8 protein-coding genes and 1 pseudogene are annotated in these 19487 nt (G+C 73.8%); 3 read left to right on the top strand and 6 right to left on the bottom strand.

Annotated features, from left to right (window positions below; all coding sequences use genetic code 11):
- Positions 1-15: 15 nt before the first annotated feature.
- From AB0A97_RS24550 to AB0A97_RS24525, 6 genes and pseudogenes are all read right to left on the bottom strand, one after another.
- A complete protein-coding gene (locus AB0A97_RS24550) occupies positions 16-576 on the bottom strand; it encodes an isochorismatase family cysteine hydrolase (protein WP_361153670.1) in 561 nt (186 codons plus the stop codon).
- 106 nt (positions 577-682) lie between these two features.
- Complete coding sequence (locus AB0A97_RS24545; RefSeq protein ID WP_361153997.1) at positions 683-1690, bottom strand: DUF5914 domain-containing protein; 1008 nt, start codon at positions 1688-1690, stop codon at positions 683-685.
- A gap of 39 nt (positions 1691-1729) precedes the next feature.
- Positions 1730-2650: pseudogene (locus AB0A97_RS24540) on the bottom strand (phytoene/squalene synthase family protein); the annotation flags it as partial.
- Positions 2647-4236 (bottom strand): phytoene desaturase family protein, encoded by a 1590-nt coding sequence (crtI, locus tag AB0A97_RS24535; protein ID WP_361153667.1) that lies wholly within the window; start codon positions 4234-4236, stop codon positions 2647-2649. The gene crtI and the pseudogene AB0A97_RS24540, both read right to left, overlap by 4 nt.
- Positions 4233-5456 carry a polyprenyl synthetase family protein gene (locus AB0A97_RS24530; RefSeq protein ID WP_361153664.1) on the bottom strand — a complete coding sequence of 408 codons (1224 nt, stop codon included), beginning with the start codon at positions 5454-5456 and terminating at the stop codon, positions 4233-4235. Before AB0A97_RS24530 ends, crtI begins: the two co-directional genes overlap by 4 nt.
- Positions 5457-5973: 517 nt before the next feature.
- Positions 5974-6195: a helix-turn-helix transcriptional regulator gene (locus AB0A97_RS24525; RefSeq protein ID WP_030021569.1), complete on the bottom strand. Its 222-nt coding sequence runs from the start codon at positions 6193-6195 to the stop codon at positions 5974-5976.
- A 463-nt stretch (positions 6196-6658) separates the two neighbouring features.
- On the opposite strand from AB0A97_RS24525, the gene AB0A97_RS24520 reads away from it, so the two are divergent.
- Genes AB0A97_RS24520 through AB0A97_RS24510 form a run of 3 tightly spaced genes read left to right on the top strand, consistent with a single transcriptional unit; the run spans position 6659 to position 19412 of the window.
- Positions 6659-7945 (top strand): MFS transporter, encoded by a 1287-nt coding sequence (locus AB0A97_RS24520; protein ID WP_361153662.1) that lies wholly within the window; start codon positions 6659-6661, stop codon positions 7943-7945.
- On the top strand, positions 7942-11352 hold the full coding sequence (locus tag AB0A97_RS24515; RefSeq protein ID WP_361153660.1) for a beta-ketoacyl synthase N-terminal-like domain-containing protein: 3411 nt from the start codon (positions 7942-7944) through the stop codon (positions 11350-11352). Before AB0A97_RS24520 ends, AB0A97_RS24515 begins: the two co-directional genes overlap by 4 nt.
- Entirely contained in the window at positions 11349-19412 is an 8064-nt protein-coding gene (locus tag AB0A97_RS24510; RefSeq protein ID WP_361153657.1) for a MupA/Atu3671 family FMN-dependent luciferase-like monooxygenase, read from the top strand. The genes AB0A97_RS24515 and AB0A97_RS24510 overlap by 4 nt, the downstream gene beginning before the upstream one ends.
- The last annotated feature ends 75 nt before the right edge of the window (positions 19413-19487 follow it).

Here is a 19487-nt window from a genome sequence, read left to right as displayed (position 1 = left end):
CTTCGGCGCCTGCCGCTACCGAGGAGCGATCGCCTTGACCCAGTCGTCGACGGTGACGACATCCGCCCACTGCGGGAACAGTCGCTCGACGAGGACCCGGTGCAGCTCCGGATCGGTGTCCAGACAGGCGTCGGGCAGGACGGTGAGGCCGAAGTCCAGGTCGTTCGCCTGGCACAGGGTGGACAGCACCACGGCGCTGGTGGCGATGCCGGTCAGGACGAGGCTGTCGATGCCACGCGCCCGCAGCACCACGTCGAGATCGCTGCCCGAGAACGCGCTCGCCCGCCGCTTGGTGACCACCACCTCGCCCGGCCGGGGCGCCACCTCGGGGTGGATCTCGGTGCCCGGCGCGCCCTCCACGAACAGGCCGGCCTCCGCGATGGCGGCCAGCGGCCGGTTCCGCGTGCCGACTTCGGGGAAACCGGAACGCAGCGCGATGACCACGTAGATCACGGGTATGTCCGCCGCCCGGGCCCCGTCGATCGCCCTGCGCAGGCGCGGCAGGTAACCGGAGCCGTCGTCGGCGAGGTCCACGATGGCCCGTTGGACGTCCATCACAAGAAGAGCGCTGCTCATGTCGTCTCCGGGAACGAAGTCGGTCCGGCGCCCGAACGGGCCGGCATCGGAACGGGCCGGTGGGGCCCGGCCGTTCGCATCCTACGCGGCCCCTCGACACGGCCCCTCAACCGGGAAAGCGCCCCGAACTGCGCAGCTCCCACCGCCGCTCCGCGTACGCCATGTCGTCGCGCCACAGACGCCCCGCCGTCGCCCGCATCAGCGGACGCAGCAGGGGAGCGGCCGCGCGGGCCACCGCGAATCCCGGGCGGGCGGAGGCGGCGACGACCGCTTCCACGACGGCGGTGCGCGGGCGGCCGCAGGCATCGGCGCCGAGCGGGGTGGCGTGGGTCTCCACGACGGATCCCGCGCCCTCGCCCTCGGTGATGCGCATGACCACGGTGCGCGGCCCGGGCGCGGTGAACTCCGCGCGGACCGGGACGACCAGCCGCCCGGCCACCTTGAAGGAGACGTCCACCGTCAAAGCGTCCTCCGGGCCCGCCGGACCGTCCGTCACGGTCAGGTCGACGAAGGAGTACGGGTGGAACCAGGCGCCGTGCCACGGGTCGAGCCGGTTGGCGACCACGTCGTCCGGTTCGCAGCGTCCGACGCCGGTGTACACGGACGCCACGGTGCCGGCGGTGTCCGGACGCCGCGGGACACGGGGCCTGGCCAGCGGCTCCTCGCCGCCCGCCCGGTCCAGACGTACCCAGACCAGCACCCCGTCGTCGTACACCGGGTACGGCTCCCACCCGGCGAAGGGGCCGCCGTCCAGGGCGAGTCCGTGCCAGTGGCAGACGAGGGTGCCGCACCGCACCGGACTGTCCTTCAGGGGCGCGCCCAGATGCGGGCAGGCGCCGGGGCCGCCGCGCAGCCGTCCGTCGGCGGCGCGCCACAGCACCACCTCCGTCCCGGCGACGGTCCGTCCCAGCGGGCGGTCCCGGCCGACCTCCCGCGTGGCGCCCACGGCGTACCAGTTGCCGGACGGCCGGGACCTGGCACGCTCCAGCGCGCCGGCGATCACGCCGGGCGCGGCGTCCCGCCAGGTGGGCCGCTGGCGCTCCCACGCGACGGGGCGCCGGCGCAGGCTCAGCGGGTACCGGCCGCGTCCGGCGGGGCGGCGGGGAGCGTCCACGGTGATTCCTCCCGGGCGTGTCGCGGTGCGTTCTGCCGTGCGGGCCGCCGTGACCCGTACCAGTCCGTCCAGGGCCACGGTCGCGCGGACCGGGCGCGAGACGACGGCGCGGCGGTGCAGGACCGCGTAGCCGTCGGCCTCCACGGCGTCCAGGATGCCGCGGTAGAGGATGAAGGCGGTACGGATGCACGGCCGGGACACCGGGTCGAGCATGGCGACGCCGGGCGCGGCCCGGCGGTACACGCCACGGGTGAGGTCGGCGGCGGCCCGCAGCGCCGCGGTGATCCGGGCGTCCGCACCGCCGGTCAGCCGGCTCCACCGGAGCAGTTCCCGGTCCACGTCGTGCGCGGCCAGCAGGTCGGCGGGGAGGTAGACGCGGCCCCGGTCCAGGTCCTCGCCCACGTCCCGCAGGAAGTTGGTGAGCTGGAACGCCGCTCCGAGCGCGGCGGCGTGCGGCGCGGCCTCCTCGCGCGGCGTGACCGTGCCGAGGACCGGCAGCATCTGGAGACCGATGACCTCGGCCGAGCCGTACATGTACCGGCGCAGGTCGTCGTAGGTCGGGTAGTCGGTCACCTCCAGGTCGGCGCGCATGGAGGCCATGAAGGCGGTGAAGTACGCCGGGTCGATGCCGTAGACGGCGCTGGTGTGCGCGAGCGCCCGTACGACCGGTTCGTCGCCGCCGCTCCGGGCGAGGCCCGCGTTCAACTGCGTCTCCAGGGCACGCAGGGCGGTGGCGCGTTCCTCGGGCGTGGCGTCGGCGTCCAGGCTGTCGACGATGTCGTCCGCCCAGCGGGCGAACCCGTACAGGGCGTGCACGGCGGGCCGGCGGGCGACCGGCAGCAGCCTGGTGGCCAGGAAGTACGTCTTGCCGTGCCGGGCGTTGAGCCGGCGGCAGTGGGCGTAGGCGGCGCGCAGCGCGGGGTCGGTGATGCCCGCGGCGTCGAGTTCCCGGGCGGTCACGGGGCCTCCTCCGGGGTGCGGGGGCCCTCCGGTGCCGAGGTGCCTCCGGGCGTACGGGCGGGGCGGTGGCGCGCGCCGAGGTCGGTCACCCTGGCGGGCCTCGTGGGACCGCCGCCGGTCACCCGTGCGGCGGCCAGCTTCCCCGATACCAGCACGGTGGGCACCCCGACGCCCGGGGTGGTGCCGCACCCGGCCAGTACGGCGTTCTCGGTGCCGCGCACGAGGTTGCGGGGGCGGAAAGGACCGGTCTGCGCGAAGGTGTGGGCGGCGGAGAACGGGGTGCCTGCGCCGTGCCCTTGGCGGGTCCAGTCCGCGGGGGTGACCAGGCACTCCTCCTCGGCCGCCGTGTCCAGGCCGGTGAAGCCGCGCCGGTCCAGTTCGGCGAGGAGCGCGGCGCGGTAGCGGGGGCCGAGGTCACGCCAGGCGTGCGCGCCGGGCCCGATGTCGGTGTTGGGGCAGGGCGCGAGGACGTAGTGCAGATGGCGGCCCGGCGGGGCGAGCGACGGGTCGGTGGCGGTCGGCCGGGTCAGCAGCAGCGAGGGGTCGCTCATCAGCGTGCCGGTACGAGTCAGTTCGTGGAACGTCCGGTGCCAGGCGGCGCCGAACGAGAGGGTGTGGTGACCCGGCTCCGGCCAGGTCGCGGGCGTGCCCGCGTGCAGGACGACGGCCGAGGGGGAGCGGCGCAGCGGCAGGGGGCGGCGCGGGGTGCGGCCGAGCAGGCGGTACGCCTCGGGCAGGTCGGCGGTGAGCACCACCGCGTCGCACGGGACGCGTCCGGCGTCGGTGACGACGGCGGTGACCCGGTCGCCTGAACGTTCCAGCGCGCGCACCTCGCACCCGTACCGGAACTCCCCGCCCGCCTCGGCCGCGGCGTCCGCCATGGCGCGGGGCAGCGCGTACATCCCGCCGCGCGGGAAGTACACGCCGGCCACCGTGTCCATGTAGGCGATGACGGCGTACGCGGCGAGCGCACGGGCCGGCGGCACACCCGCGTACAGGGACTGGAAGGAGAAGACGCGGCGCACCCGCTCGTCGGCCAGGAACCGGCCGATACGGGCGTCGAGCCGGCCGAAGCCGCCGAGCGCCGCGAGGCGGGCGAGGTCGGGGTGGAGCAGATGCAGCGGCGAGTCGAAGTTGGCGTCGATGAAGCGCCGCATCTGGACCGTGTGCAGGCGGCTCAGCCAGGAGCGCAGCCGCCGGTAGCCCACGGCCTCCCGGGCCCCGGCGAACCGTTCGATCTCGGCCTCCATGGCCTCCGCGCCGGTGTGCACGTCGAGCGTGCTGCCGTCGGCGAACCGGGCGCGGTAGGCGGGGTGCAGGGGCACCAGGTCCAGCCGCCCGGCCATCGAGGCGCCGACCGCGGCGAACGCCTCCTCGGCGAGGTCCGGCATGGTCAGCACGGTCGGCCCGGTGTCGATCAGGTAGCCGCCGCGTTCGAGGCGGCCGCACCGGCCGCCGGGCCGGAGGTCGCGCTCGACCACGGTCACCCGCCGCCCGGCGCCGAGCAGATGCAGCGCGGCGGACAGCCCGGACAGCCCGGCACCGATGACGACGACGTGGTCGGTGCGGCCGGGGACGGACTTCACCGCTCACCTGCGCGGGCCGCCACGACGGGCACCGTTGCGGGAGGGCCGCCCGGCGGGGCGTGCGTACGGGCACCGGCCGTGGCCCGGAGCAGCGCGTGCAGGTGGCGGAGGGCGGCCGGGTCGGCGGCGCGGACGTCGGCCAGGTGCGCCACACTCCGGTCGGCGAGGATCTCGACCTTGTCCTCCAGCGCGGCACGGGCCCCGGTCGAGACGAACACGTCCCGTACGCGGTCCACGGCGGCGGCCGAGAGGCCCGGGTCGCCCAGTGCCGCGTCGAGGACGCCGAGGGCCCCGTCGTCGCCGGCGGCTTCCGCCCGGGCGCGGGCGACCGCGGTGAGGTAGGTCAGCTTGCCTTCGCGAATGTCGTCACCGGACGGTTTCCCGGTCTCCTCCGGGTCGCCGAACACCCCCAGCAGGTCGTCGTGGAGCTGGAAGGCGAGCCCGGCGCAGCGGCCCGCCGAGCGCAGCGCACCGGCGGTCCGGTCGTCTGCGCCGGCCAGCGCGGCGCCCATCAGCAGCGGCCGTTCGACCGAGTAGCGGGCGCTCTTGAGGCGGGCGGTGCGGACCGCGCGGGCGGGGGAGCGGCACGCGGTGGCCTGGCCGTGCAGGTCGAGGTACTGGCCGGCGACCATCTCGGTCCGCATGGTCCGCCACAGAGCGTGCACCGCGGACCGCGCGGGGGCGGGGAAGCGGGTGTCCATGACGGTGTCGTCGGCCCAGGCCAGCGCGAGGTCACCGGCCAGGATCGCCGCGGACCGGCCGAACGTCTCCGCCGGCCGGGCGAACGTTTCCGCCGACCGGTCGGAACGGTCCTGGCCGGGCCGGCGGGCGTACTGCCCCCGCAGCTCGGCGTGCAGAGCGGGCCTGCCCCTGCGCAGCTCGGCGCCGTCCATCACGTCGTCGTGCACCAGCGCACAGGTCTGGACGAGTTCGAGTGCGGCGGCCAGCCGCAGCGCGGCGCCCGCCGTCTCACCGCCGCCACCGCAGACCCGCAGGCCCCACCACACGAACCGGCCGCGCAGCCGCTTGCCGCCGCCCAGCGTGAAGCGCGCGACGCGTTCGGCGATGTCACGGCCGAACAGGGCGTCGGCCGCCGCGGCCTCGGCGAGCCGCGCACCGAGCACCTCGTCCAGCACCCGTTCGACGGCGCCCGCGACGTCCGCGTCCACCGCCCGGGCCCGGTCCGCGCCCTGGTCGTCCGCTGTCCGGATACGGCGCATCACCCGTCCTTCCGTCGAACCGGCCGGTGGGCGCTGCCTCACATGGACCGCGGCCACCCCTCGGACGCGTCGCCGGGCGGGCCGGTCGCGTGTCCGGCGACGCCGGCGCCCGTGCCCGCAGTTCACCACGGGACCCGCGGGTCGTCGGGACGCCACGTCCGGGCCTGGTCCCTTCGGGGGACGCCGGTGACCGCCGTGGAGCACGGCGGCGGTCCGGGGCGGGTGGTGCCCGTCGGCGCGTGCGCGCCCGCTTCCCCTGCTCCGTCCGGCCGTGCCGGTGATGAGCCGTCCATGGCCAACGGGCGCCCTCCGCTCGGCTTCGGCGTCCGGCGGCGGGTACCCGCCGCCGCCCCGCGAAACCGGATGGCGCCCATCGTTCGCACACCGGCTCGTAGCACCGGCGGACGGCAAGGCAGCGGACACACTCCCGTGAGGTTGTCCGGATACCGGCCATTGAACGGGCGAGATTCAGCCAACGCGGGCGCGCCGCCGCGGACGCGCCCGGACCCGCGGACCGTCAGCCGCTGTTCTGCGCCAACTGGAGACGTACGAGATGAGCGAGGGTCGGAGCCGGGTGCTTGGCCCGTATACGGCGCAAGTAGGTGCTGACCGTATGGACGCTGATGCCCAGACGCCTGGCCGTCTGGTCGTACGTCAGGCCGTCCGCGATGTGCGACAGTACCTCTCGCTCCCGGGGGGACAGCAGTGGCGGCATGGTGGGCGCGCTGTGGTCCGACATCTCTTCCTCCAAGGGGGTGATGGTGGAGCAGGGAAGATCCGGCGGCCCGCGGCGTCAGGACGATCGGTCCGGCGGCGCGGGCGGAGCGGATGGAGCGGGGCAAGGCCGTTGTACGGCCGCCGCGCTGCGCGGTGCTCGTCGGCTCAACGCCGGAAAGACGGCCCGAGCGGGACCGGACATGGTGCGCCCTCCCGCGGGTACGGAGCGGAACTGCCGACGGTGCCGCGGGGGCAGCACATCCCCCGTGACATGCGGCTTGATCTAACCACGGACGCGGCAAAACGCAAGGAGGCCGCGGCCGTCCGCACCATGCCCCTACACGCGCGGCCGAGCGCGGGTCAAGTCACCGGATGATGCGTCTCCAGGCGTACCGCGAACCGGGTGACCGTAAGTGCGTACTTTCGTCCTCCGCCGTCCGTGTGGTGGACCAGGCCGGCACAGGGCGTTGAGGGGGAACAAGAGAGTGGGGCACTTCCGGCTGCTCGTCGTCGGCAATGCCGTATCGGCGTACGGCAGTTACCTGAACATGGTGGCGCTGAACGTCTTCGTCTACCAGGTCACGGGCAGCGCGCTGACCGCGGGCCTGTTCATGGCCGTACGGCTGATCACCAGCGTACTGTCCGGTTTCGTCAGCGGCCGGCTGGTGTCGCGTTACGACCGCAAACGGCTGATGGTGTGCGCGGACCTCACCCAGGCGGTCGCCTTGGCGCTGCTGCTCCTGGCACCCGACGGAGCGCGCGTCACCCTGCTGTTCGCGCTCGCCGTGGTGACCGGCGCCTGCTCGACCCTCTCCCAGGTGGCCCTGCGCAGCAGCGTCCCGGAGATCGTCGGAGCCGACCTGCGGACCAGGGCCAACGGCCTGCTGGTCACCGGCCGTTCACTGGCCATGATCGCCGGGTTCGCCTCGGCGGGCGTGGTCGTCGCGGAGTTCGGCTACACCACCGCCTTCGTGCTGGACGCCATCACCTTCACGGTCTCCGCGACGGTCCTCTTCCTGCTGCCCATCCGCACCCGGGCCGTCGCCGAACCGAGCACGGCCGACGGCGCGGCGGCGGACGACGCGGGCACCGGCCGCTGGGCTTCCTTCGCGCTGCTCAAGGCGGCACCGCTGCTGGCGGTCATGGTCGCGGTCCGCGCGGCCGACGGCCTCGGCTCGTCCTCGCACAACGTCGCCCTGCCCATCTACTCCAGCGCCCTGGATCCTTCGCATCCGGCCACCTTCATCAGCCAGTTCTGGGCGACCTGGGCGATCGGCAACATCGTGGCCCAGCAGGTGTGCTCGCGGCGTACCAGCAAGACCGGCTGGTCGCCGGGGGAGCGCGCCTTCGCGATCGGCTCCATCGTGATGTCGGCGGCGTTCATCGTGGTCTTCAGCGGCCTGCCGGCTGTTCCGGCCGCGGCCGCCGCGCTCGTCGCCGGCATGGCCGACGGGTTCACGGAGATCGCGTACGTCTCCCGGCTGCAGGCCGCCCCCGACGAGCAGCGCGGACGCCTCTTCGGGCTCTCCGCTTCGGCCGAGAACAGCGGCTTCGGCCTCGGCATGATCGTCAGCGCGGCGCTGCTGGAGCGCTTCTCGCCCCTACAGGTGGTGAGCGCGTTCCAGGGCTTGGCCATCGTCCTGTGCGTCGCCCTGCTCGTCGTGCTGGCCAGGGGACGCTCCCTGTTCCCGAACCGACCACCGGCCCGGGAGAGCGGCGGCCCGGCGTCCGGCCGGGAGGTCTCCTCCGCCGCGGAGGGCGGCACCTCATGAACGTACCGGCCGACTCGCGCGTCGCGGTCATCGGCATGGCCTTCCGCTTCCCCGGAGCGGACACCCCCGAGGAGTTCTGGCACGTCATCCGGGACGGCCTGGACTGCGTACGGCGCTTCACCGACGAGGAACTGGCCGCGGCCGGCGTCCCCGCCGAGAAGTACCGGGCGGACGACTTCGTCGGCGCCAGCGGCATCCTGTCCGGCATCGACCGGTTCGACGCCGGGTTCTTCGGGATGAGCGTCCGGGAGGCGCAGCTCACCGACCCGCAGCACCGGATGTTCCTGGAATGCGCCTACCACGCCCTGGAGGACTCGGGATATCCGCGCGAACGGGGCGGACTGCGCACCGGTGTCTTCGCCAGCACCGGCTACCACCTCTACACCTTGGAGAACTACCTGCTGAACAACGTCCTGAAGGGACCGGTCGGCGACGACTGGCTCTCCAGGATGCAGGTCCTGGTCGGCAACTACGCCGACTTCACCGCCACCCGCGCCTCCTTCCGCCTCAACCTCACCGGCCCGGCCATCAGCGTCCAGACCGCCTGCTCCAGCTCCCTCGTAGCCGTGCAGCTCGCCGCGCAGTCGGTGATGATCGGCGACAGCGACATCGCGCTGGCCGGCGCCACGGCCATCCATGTGCCGCAGGTGCTGGGCTACCAGTACGTCAAGGGCTCCATCCTCTCCAAGAGCGGCTACCTGCGCGCCTTCGACGCCCGCGCGGACGGCACGGTGGGCGGCACCGGCGTCGCCGCCGTCGTCCTCAAGCGCCTGGACCGGGCCCTCGCCGACGGCGACACCGTCCATGGCGTCATACGCGGCTGGGGCGTCAACAACGACGGCGCGGACAAGCAGACCTACACCGCCCCGAGCGCGGTCGGCCAGCGCGGCGCCATCCGCCGCGCGCTGGACCACGCCGGCATCGGCGCGGACACCGTCGGCTACCTGGAGACACACGGTACGGGCACGCTGAAGGGCGACCCGATCGAGTTCGACGGCGCCGTCTCCGCGTACCGCACCGACACCGACCGGACCGGGTACTGCGCGCTCGGCTCGACCAAGGCCAACATCGGCCACCTCGACGTGTGCTCGGGCATCGCCAGCTTCATCAAGGCCCTGCTCGTCCTCAAACACGGCGTCATCCCGCCGATGGCCAACTTCCGGGAGCCCAACCCCGCCCTCGATCTCGACCACAGCCCCTTCTACATCCCCGAAGAGGCGCGCCCGTGGCCCCAGGGGGACACACCGCGCCGCGCGGGCGTCTCGTCCCTGGGCGTCGGCGGCACCAACGCCCACATCATCGTGGAGCAGGCCCCCGAACCCGCGCCCCGCGCCGCCACCGTGACCGCACCGGACGTCCTGGTCCTGTCCGGCCAGTCCGCCGAGGCCCTCACGGCCAACGCCCACGCCGTACGCGACCACCTGACCCGGCACCCCGGGACCGACCTCGCCGACCTGGTGACCACCGCGGCGGGCCGGGCCCACCACCGGCACCGCCTGGCAGCCCGCGGCACGACCCCCGCGGACCTCGCCGCGGCCCTGGACGGCTGGCTCGCGGGCACCGGCGGCCCCGCCGCAGCCGCCGTGACGACCGGTGAGGCACCCCGGGAGGGACGGCCGGGCGTCGTCTTCCAGTTCACGGGACAGGGCAGCCCGTACCCCGGCATGGCACGACCGCTGTACGAGCGCTTCGCCGTCGTCCGCGACCTGCTCCACACCTGCGACCGCCACCACCAGGAGCTGTACGGCAGCTCCCTGCTCGACGCCCTGCTCGACCCCGGTGCGGACCGTACCGTCACGGAGAACACACGGAACGCCCAGCCGGCCCTCTTCGCCCTGCAGTACGCCCTCACCGGGCTGTGGCGCCACGCCGGCATCACGCCGGACATCGTCGCCGGGCACAGCGTCGGCGAGTACGCCGCCCTCTGCGCGGCGGGCGCGCTGTCCGTCGAAGACGGCCTGCGCATCACCGCGGAGCGCGGACGCCTGATGCAGGACCACTGCGCCCGCGGTGCCATGGCCGCCGTCTCGGCGGACCTGGACACCGTCCAGAACCTGGCCGACGAGATCACCGGCCTCGAACTGGCCGTCGTCAACGGGGCGCAGCGGCACGTGCTCGCCGGCCCCGTCACGGCCGTCGACCGGCTGCTGACCCGGCTGGAGGAGCGCGGCATCCCCGCGGAACGGCTCCCGGTGACGCGCGCCTTCCACACCGCGCTCACCGACCCGATCCTGGACAAGTTCCGGGACCTGCTCGACGGCGTCACCTTCCGCCCGGTCACGACCGGTTTCGTCAGTTGCCTCGACGGGCGCCTGCACGAGCCGGGCTGGGCACCGGACGCCGACTACTTCGTACGGCAGACACGCCGGCCGGTCCGCTACGACGCCGTACTGCGCACACTCGGCGAAACCGGCTCCGCCGCGCTGGTCGAGATCGGCCCGCACACCACACTCAGCGGACTGGCCCGTGCCGCGCTCCCCGGCGTGCGGGCGGTACCGACGCTGCGCCGCGGCGCCGGACCCGGCGCCTTCTGGGGCGCGGTGGCCCAGCTCCACTGCGCGGGCGCGGACCTCGACTGGCCGGCGCTCACCGCCGGCAGCGGAGGCCGCAGGACCTGGCTGCCCGGCTACCGCTTCCAGCACAAGACGTTCTGGACGGGGCCGGAGCCGACAGCCGTCCGGGCCGTCCGGACCGGCGAACCAGCGAGAGAACCAGCGAGAGAAGAGGAAGACGTGGCACAGGACGAGGCAGTGTTCGAGAGGGTGCTCGGGCACGTCATCGAGTTGGTCGCCAAGCACCTCGGGCACGACGCCGACGCGATCACGGGCGACACATCCTTCTTCGACCTCGGTGCGGACTCGCTGCAGATGATCAGCGTGCTGCGCGAGCTGGAGCAGGACCACCAGGTCAAGGTCGCGATGCGGGAGCTGTTCGAGGAGGCGAGCACCCCGGCGCAGCTCACGGAGCTGATCGTGGGGCGGATGGCGGGCGGTGCGGCGGGGCCCGTACGGGACGAACCGGTCGCCGCCGAGCCCGTACGGCACGAGCCGGCCGCTGCGGCGCCCGCCGAGCCCGTGCGCGCGCCGGAACCCGTCAGCAGGCCCGAGCCCATCGGCATGCCGGAGCCCATCGGCATGCCCGAGCCGGTCCGCGCGCCCGCGCCCGAGCCGGTCCGCGCCCCCGAGTCCACGCCCGCGCCCGTTCCCGCGCCTGCCGAGCCGTCCGACTCGTCGCAGCCCGTGACACGCGCGGAACTGACCGACCTCGTCCGCCAGGTGCAGCAGTTGTCGCAGATCCAGTTGCAGATGATGACCCAGATGAGCCAGCTCTCCCAACTGCTGACCGCGCAGGCGACGAGCGCCCTGACCGGCGGCGTGGTGGCCAACGGGAAGGCGGGAGGGAAATGACCGGGCCGAGCGCCGCCGCCGCTGCGGTGGACCAGAACCTGGCCGCGATGTCCGACCTCTCCCGCAGCATCGCGGAGCGGATCGAGGCCGCGACCGGAAGCGGGAGTGCGACCGGAAGTCCGGCCGGGACCGGGGCCGCGGCTCCGGCCGGGACCGCGGATCAGCCGGCGGCGGGCGATCAGGCCGTCGCCCCGTCGGCGAACGGCGCCGCGCAGGAGCCGTCCGCCGAGCGTCGGCAACGCGTGCACGGCCCCCGGGTGACCGTCTCCCGCGCCTCCGGCATGGTCGGCGGCTCCGCCTCCGCGTCCCAGCAGGCCCACCTCGACGACCTGGTGCGCCGTTACACGGCCAAGACCGCCACGTCCAAGGAGATCGCCCAGCGCTACCGCCGGGTGCTGGCCGACAGCCGGGCCGTCGTCGGGTTCCGCAGCAAGACGAAGGAGATGCTGTACCCGATCGCCGGCCGCCGGGCCCACGGCTCCCGGCTGGAAGACATCGACGGCAATCGCTATGTCGACATCACCATGGGCTTCGGCGTGCTGCTCTTCGGCCACGAGCCGGACTTCGTGAGCGAGGCCGTCCGCGAACACCTCTCCCGGGGCATCCAGCTCGGCCCGCGCAACGTCGAGACCGGCGAGGCCGCCGAGCTGCTGGCGGAGCTGACCGGCATGGAACGCGTGGCGTTCGCCAACTCCGGTACCGAGGCGAACTCCGCCGCGATCCGGCTCGCCCGCGCCGCCACCGGCCGCCGCCGCATCGTCACCTTCCACGGCGCCTACCACGGCCACGCCGACAACGTCCTGGGCCGCTCCGCCGGCACCGGCGCCGACCGGATCACCGTCCCGGTCTCCACCGGCATCCCGTCCGCCAGCGTCGCCGACCTGCTGGTCCTCGACTACGGCAGTGACGCGAGCCTGGAGGTCATCGCCGAGCACGCGGACGACATCGCCGCGGTCATCATCGAACCCGTACAGAGCCGCCACCCGTCGCTGCGCCCCGTCGGTTTCGTACGGCAGTTGCGCGAGCTGACCCGCCGCCACGGCATCGTGCTGATGTTCGACGAGATGCTGACGGGCTTCCGTCCGGCGCCGCGCGGCGCCCAGGAGCTCTACGGGGTCACCCCCGACCTCGCGACGTACGGCAAACTGCTCGGCGGCGGCTTCCCGATCGGCGCCATCGCGGGCCGCGCGGACATCATGGACGGTGTGGACGGCGGCTTCTGGCAGTACGGGGACGCCAGCTACCCGCCCGCCGACACCACCTTCTTCGGCGGTACGTACATCCAGCACCCGGTCTCGATGGTCGCCGCGCGGGCCGTGCTGACGCACCTGAAGGAGCACAGCCCACGACTCCAGGAGCGGCTGAACGCCCGTACCGCCGGCCTCGCGGACTCGCTGAATCGTTTCTTCGAGGACGAGGAGTTCCCGCTGAGCGTGAGCCACTTCGGCTCCCAGTTCCGCTTCGAGCACCGCGCCGACATGGAGCTGCTGTACCACCACCTGATGCTGCGCGGGGTGCACGTCTGGGAATGGCGCAACTTCTTCCTGTCGACCGCCCACTCGGACGGCGACATCGCGTTCATCGCCGACGCGGTCCGCGGGTCGATGCGGGACCTGCGGGCGGCGGGCTTCTTCCCCGGCGGTCCGAAGGTGCTGCCGACGCCGGGCGGGCAGGCTCCGGCGCAGGCACAAACTCCGCCGCAGGCGCAGGCTCCGACGAGGGCGCAGATTCCCGTAGCGACGCAGGGGCCGACGGCCACGCAGGGGCCGGGGATCGTACGGCTTCCTGAGGTCACGCAGCCTCCGGCAGGTGCGCAGGCTCCGGCGGTCGCGCAGGCTCCGGCGCCGAGGACCGAGCCCGGCAGCCGTACGGCCGTGGCCGCACGCCGCGCTCCCGACTTCAGCATCTACTTCTTCGGCGACTACCCCCAGGAGGAAGCCGAAGCCGAAGCCGGTGCCGATGCCGGCTCCCCGGCTGCCGCTCCGGGCAAGTACGACCACATCCTGGAGACCGCCCGCTTCGCCGACCAGCACGGATTCCACGCGCTCTGGATGCCCGAACGGCACTTCCACTCCTTCGGCGGCCTGTTTCCCAACCCGGTCGTGCTCGCCGCCGCCCTCGCCCGTGAGACCCGGCACGTCCGCCTCAACGCGGGATCGGTCGTCCTGCCCCTGCACGACCCGGTCCGGGTCGCGGAGGAGTGGTCGATGGCCGACAACCTCTCCGGCGGCCGGGTCGGCATCGGCTGCGCCAGCGGCTGGCACGCCAACGACTTCGTCTTCTTCCCCGAGCACTTCGGCCGCCACAAGGAGATGATGTACGAGCAGGTGGAGCAGGTCCGCCGGCTCTGGCGCGGCGAGGCCGTGCGGCGCACCGGCGGCGACGGCGAGACCGAGGTACGCCTGTTCCCGCGCCCCGTCCAGGACGCGCCGCCGATGTACACGGCGGTGGTCGGCAACCCCGCCTCGTACGTGGCCGCCGCCCGGAACGACGTCGGCGTGGTCACCAACCTGATGACCCAGAGCGTCGAACAGCTCGCCGAGAACATCGCGCTGTACCGCCGCACCCGCGCCGAGCACGGCCTGGACCCGGACGCCGGGCGGGTGGCCGTCCTGCTGCACACCTACCTCGCGGCCGACCACCGCACCGCGCGCGCCGAGGCGTACGAGCCCCTGGCACGGTACATGCGCGCCTCGCTCTCCCTGTTCGGCAATGTCGCCAACAGCCTCGGCCACAACGTCGACCTGTCCGCGCTCAGCGAGGACGACCTCGACGTGCTCTTCCGCCGCGCCTACGACCGCTACTGCGACCAGCGGGCGCTCATCGGCACGCCCGAAACCGTCGCTTCCGTGGTGGACGCGGTGAGCGCGGCGGGCGCCGACGAGATCGTCTCGCTCGTCGACTTCGGCGTCCAGCCGGGCGCGCTGCGCACCGGCCTCACCCACATCGACGCGCTGCGCCGCCGCTACCACGCGCCGGGCGCGGACGCGCTCACAGCTGCGCAAGCGGGCGCGGATGCGGGCGTGAATACGGATACGAGCACGGGAGCGAGCGCGGGCGCGCGTACGTCCGTGTCACACGTAAGCGCCGCCCCGCTGTCGCCCGGACAGCAGCGCATCTGGTTCCTCGAACGGATGCTGCCGGGCCGTACCGCCTACAACGAGACCAAGGCCATCCGCCTCGACGGCCCGCTCGACGTCCCGGCGCTGCGTACGGCGCTGGGCGAGCTGGTGGCGCGGCACGAGGGCCTGCGGACCGTCTTCCGGGAGATCGACGACGCGCCCTGCCAGCTCGTCCTGCCGCCGTCCGCACCCGACTTCGCGGTGCTCGACCGCACGGGCGCGGGCGCCGACGGCGAGGAGGCCGCGGACGCCGCGGTCCGTGCCGTCCTGGCGGACGAGAGCGCCCGGCGCTTCGACCTCGTCGACGGGCCGCTGTTCGTCACCCGGCTGGTCAAGCTGGGGGAGGAGCGCCACGTCCTGGTCTTCTCCCTGCACCACATCGTCGTGGACGCCGCCTCCGCCACCGTCCTGGCGCGCGACCTGTCCGCCCTCTACCGGGCCGCGCACCGCGGCTCCGACGCGGGACTTCCGGCGCTGACCGGCACGTACGCCGATCACGCCCGCGCCCAGCTCCGCGCGCTGGACGACCCGGCGGGCGCCGTGGACCTGAGGTACTGGCTCGACACGCTCGGCGGCGAGCTCCCCGTACTGGAACTGCCCTGCGACCGCCCCCGCCCCGCGGCCATGACCTCCAACGGACGGGCCGTCTTCCACCGGCTCGCCCCCGAACTGTCCGATCGGCTGCGCGACCTGAGCAGGCAGCGGCGCGGCACCCTCTTCATGACGCTGCTCGCCGGCTTCACCGCGATGCTCCACCGGGTCACGGGCCAGCGGGACATCGTCGTCGGCACCCCGATCTCGGACCGCCCCCAGGGCACCGAGGACCTGCTCGGCTTCTTCGTCAACACCCTCGCGCTCCGCTTCGACCTGTCCGGCGACCCGGAGTTCGGCACGTTCCTCGACCGCGTACGAGGCGTCGCCCTGGACGCGTACGACCACGCGGACGTGCCCTTCGAGGCGGTGGTGCGGGAGCTGGCTCCGGCGCGTACCACCGACCGTACGCCGGTCTTCCAGGTGCTCGCGGAGTTCGAGAGCAGCGACCCGTTCCGCTTCGACCTGCCCGGCGTTCGGGCCACCGTGATCGACGCGGGGCCCGACAAGGCCCTCACGGACCTCGCGGTGTACTTCACCGACCAGCCCGAAGGCATCCGCTGCCACCTGGAGTACAACACCGACCTGTTCGACGCGGACACCGTGGACGGCTTCTTCCGTACCTTCCGTGACCTGCTCGAAGCGGCCGTACGGGAACCGGGGACACCACTGTCCCGCCTCGGCGCCACGCCGGCGCGGCAGGAGACCGCGCAGGCCGTGACGCCCTCGCCCGAACAGCCGGCGACGACAACCGCTGCCCGACAGCGGGGCATGGTCACCGTCCCGCCGGTCGAGCCGGCAGCCCAGCCGGTGCCCGCCGCATGGCAGCAGGGCCCGGTCCGCCCGGTGGCGCGCGCCACCGTCCACGAACTCGTCGCCCGGCGCGCGGCGGACGCCCCGTACCGGACCGCCGTCCACCACGGTGACGACCGCCTCAGCTACCGCGAACTGGACGCCCGGGCCGAACGGCTGGCCGCCGTCGTCCGCGAACGGTCCGGCACCACGGCGACAGCGACCGCGGACGGTGCGGACGACGTGGTGGCCCTGTGGCTGCCCCGCTCCACCGACCTCGTCGTCGCCATGCTCGCGGTGCTCAAGTCCGGCCTGGCGTACGTCCCCCTGGACCCGTCGCTGGGACGGGCCCGGGCCGCCACGGTGATCGCGGAAAGCGGCGCTCGGCTCCTGCTGAGCACCGGCTCCCGGGCCGATGAGCTGGATCTGCCCGACGGCCTGGCCGTCATCGACGTCGCCGCCGAGAACCGCACCACCGACCGTACGAAGAAGGTGCCGTCGGACGCCGCCGGGCCCGAGTCCCTGTGCTACGTCATCTACACCTCCGGCAGCACGGGCAAGCCCAAGGGCGTCGCGGTGCCCCACAGCGCGGTCGTCGATCTCTGCCAGTGGCACCACAAGCGCTTCGCCTTCACCTCGGCCGACCGCAGCGCGCTGGTGTGCAGCCAGAGCTTCGACGCGTCCGTCCTGGAGATCTGGCCCGCGCTGACCGCAGGAGCGTCACTCGTCATCGCCGACGACACGGTCCGTGCGGACACCGCGGAACTGGCCCGCTGGTACGCGCAGCAGCACGTGACCTTCTCGATCCTGCCCACCGCTCTGGGCGAGGCACTGCTCACCCTGCCGCCGGCCGAGCAGCCGCCGCTGCGCCACCTGCTGCTGGGCGGTGACGTGATGCGCACCCGGCCGCACCCGGACGTGCCGTACGAGACGGTCAACGTCTACGGACCGACCGAGACGACCGTGCTGTGCACCACCCAGACCGTCGGCCCGCGCACGCCCGGCACCGGTTCGGGACCGATCCCGATCGGCCGCCCCGCCGACAACGTCAGCGTGCGGGTCCTCGACGCGTCCGGCGCGCCGGTGCCGCTCGGCACGGTGGGCGAGCTGTACGTCGGCGGGCCGGGCATCGCCCGGGGATACCTGGGCGTCCCCGCGTCGGCCGACGACCGCTTCGGTCCGGACCCGGTCGGTGCGGAGTCCGGTGCGAAGGCCCTTGAGGGCGCGACCACGGCTGGGTCGCCCGGGGCGTCCGGCGCGGGCGCACCGTCGGCCGGAACCCGCTTCTACCGCACCGGTGACCTGGTGCGCTGGACCGAGGACGGGGCACTGGAGTTCCGCGGCCGTGCCGACGACCAGGTGAAGATCCGCGGCTACCGCGTCGAACCGGAGGAAGCGGCCCGCGCACTCAACGGTCTGGACGGCGTGCGCGAAGCCGCCGTGGTGGCCCGCCGCGACAGCCGCGGCGAGGCCTACCTCGCCGCGTACGCCGTACCGGCGGACCGGGACGCGGACGACACCACCACCGCGGCCGGCCGCCGGACGTACGCCGACCGGCTGGCCCGCGAACTCGCGGCCCGGCTGCCGGAGTACCTCGTACCGCGGTCCTGGGCGGTCCTCACCGCACTGCCGCTCGGGGGCAACGGGAAGATGGACCGCGCCGCGCTGCCGGACCCGGAGATCGTCACGGCCGCGCGACCCGCGCCCGCGTTCACGCCGGCTTCCGCGCCTGTTCCCGCGCCCGTTTCTGGGAGGCCGGGGCAGGAAGCCCGGCAGACGGCACCCGCTCCCGCCTCGTCCGCCGACGGACCCGAACCCGGCCTCCGGGACCGGATCGAACACCGTCTCCGGGCCCTCTGGGCCGACGCCTTCGACCTCACGGCCGACGCCATCGGACCCGACGCCTCCTTCTTCGACCTCGGCGGTCACTCGATCGCCGCGATCCGGCTGGTCAACCGGGCCCGGGAGGTGTTCGGCCAGGAGTACCCGATGGTGCGCTTCTACCAGGAGCCGACGGTACGGGCCATGGCGGCATACCTGGCCGGCGACACCGGGACCGACGCGCCCTCCGAGGACGCCGAGGCCGGGCGCTCCGAGAGCCCCCGGGTGGACGCTGAGACCCGCGCCGGTGCCGGTGCCGGTACCGGTTCCGACGCCGGTACCGGGGGGCGGAGCGGTGCCGACACCGGTACTGACACCGGTGCGGACGCGGGACCGGACGGTGCCACGGACGTGGTCGACCGCGCGCCGGCCACCTACCAGCAGCAGGGGTTCATCGCCCAGGACGACCACCCCACGCCGCACGTCTTCAACGTCGCCCTGCGCATCACCCTCACCGGCGGCCTGGACCTGCCGGCGCTGCGTACCGCGCTCAGTCAGCTCATCGCCCGCCACGAGTCGCTGCGTACCCGGTTCGTGAAGGAGGACGGGCAGTGGTGGCAGGAGATCCTGCGGCCGCGGCCGGTCGATCTCCAGGTCGAGGACCTGACCACCGGCCGGAACACCCGTGCCGGAACGGCGGTGGCCGCCGAGGCCATGGACGCCGAGATCGAGCAGATCAGCGCACAGGCCGCCGCCACCCGGTTCGACTTCGGCGAGGGGGTGGCGCCCAAGCTCCGGCTGGTGCGCAGCGGCCCGTCGACCTGGGTGCTGTTCTTCGTGCTGCACCACTCCACCTGCGACGGCTGGGCGGTCAGCGTCCTGCTGAGCGACTTCGCCGCCCTCTACGGTGCCGCGGCGACCGGGACGCCGCACACGCTGGCCAGTACGGTGCCGCAGCCGACCGAATACGCGCGCTGGCAGCGGGAGACCGCACCGGAACGGCCGGACCAGCGCCTCCTGAAGTACTGGGCCAGGGAACTGGACGGAGCGCCCTTCGAGCTGGCGCTGCCGCTGGACCGGCCGCGCCCGGAAACCCTGAGCGGACAGGGCCGTGTCGTGCTCTTCTCCGTGGACTCCGGCCTGCTGACCGACGTGGAACGGCTGGCCAGGAAGTGCGGTACGACACCGTACGCGGTCACGACCGCCGCCCTGGGCCGGCTGATCGGCAAGCTCTCCGGGCGGACGGACGTCGTGGCGAACGTCGCCTACGCCAACCGTGAGCGCCGCGCCTTCGAGTCGCTGATGGCCTGCACGGCCGTGGGCCTCCCGCTGCGTATCCGGCTCGACGGGGTCGGGACCTTCACCGACCTCGTACGGCAGGTCGCGCACACCTCGATCGAGGGCATCGACCACATCGTGTCGCTGCGCAGGCTCGTCGAGCCGCTGCGGGAGGAGATGGGGGTCGAGGTGCCGGACCACGTGCCGTTCGGGTTCGCGTACCAGAGTTCGCTGCAGACGGACATCGAGCTGCCCGGCGTGGCCGCCGTGGTCGAGGACCTGGCCGTCCCGGCCGCCCGTACGGACCTCAGCATCGGGCTGATCCCGGCGGGCGACACGCTGACCGGCTACATGGAGTACTCGACCGACCTGTGGGAGCACAGCACGGTCGAGGGCTGGGCCGACGCCTACGTGAACCTGCTCGCCGAGGAGGTGCGGGCCGCGCTGGCCGACTGACGCGTCGCGTCGGTACGGCATCGTTCCGTCGGGACGGTGCCGTACCGACGGACCGGTACCGTGCCGGCCCGTCCG

It is taken from the genome of Streptomyces sp. NPDC045470, assembly GCF_040646595.1.
In the GTDB taxonomy this organism is placed as follows: Bacteria; Actinomycetota; Actinomycetes; order Streptomycetales; family Streptomycetaceae; genus Streptomyces.
The sequence above is the reverse complement of the archived record's forward strand: the minus strand, read 5'-3'. Positions and strand labels throughout refer to the sequence as shown.

Excerpts from the sequence above, each read along its gene's own strand:
- AB0A97_RS24550 (WP_361153670.1), bottom strand. The coding sequence starts at position 576 with ATGAGCAGCGCTCTTCTTGTGATGGACGTCCAACGGGCCATCGTGGAC.
- AB0A97_RS24510 (WP_361153657.1), top strand. The coding sequence starts at position 11,349 with ATGACCGGGCCGAGCGCCGCCGCCGCTGCGGTGGACCAGAACCTGGCC.
- AB0A97_RS24515 (WP_361153660.1), top strand. The coding sequence starts at position 7,942 with ATGAACGTACCGGCCGACTCGCGCGTCGCGGTCATCGGCATGGCCTTC.
- AB0A97_RS24530 (WP_361153664.1), bottom strand. The coding sequence starts at position 5,456 with ATGCGCCGTATCCGGACAGCGGACGACCAGGGCGCGGACCGGGCCCGG.
- AB0A97_RS24525 (WP_030021569.1), bottom strand. The coding sequence starts at position 6,195 with ATGTCGGACCACAGCGCGCCCACCATGCCGCCACTGCTGTCCCCCCGG.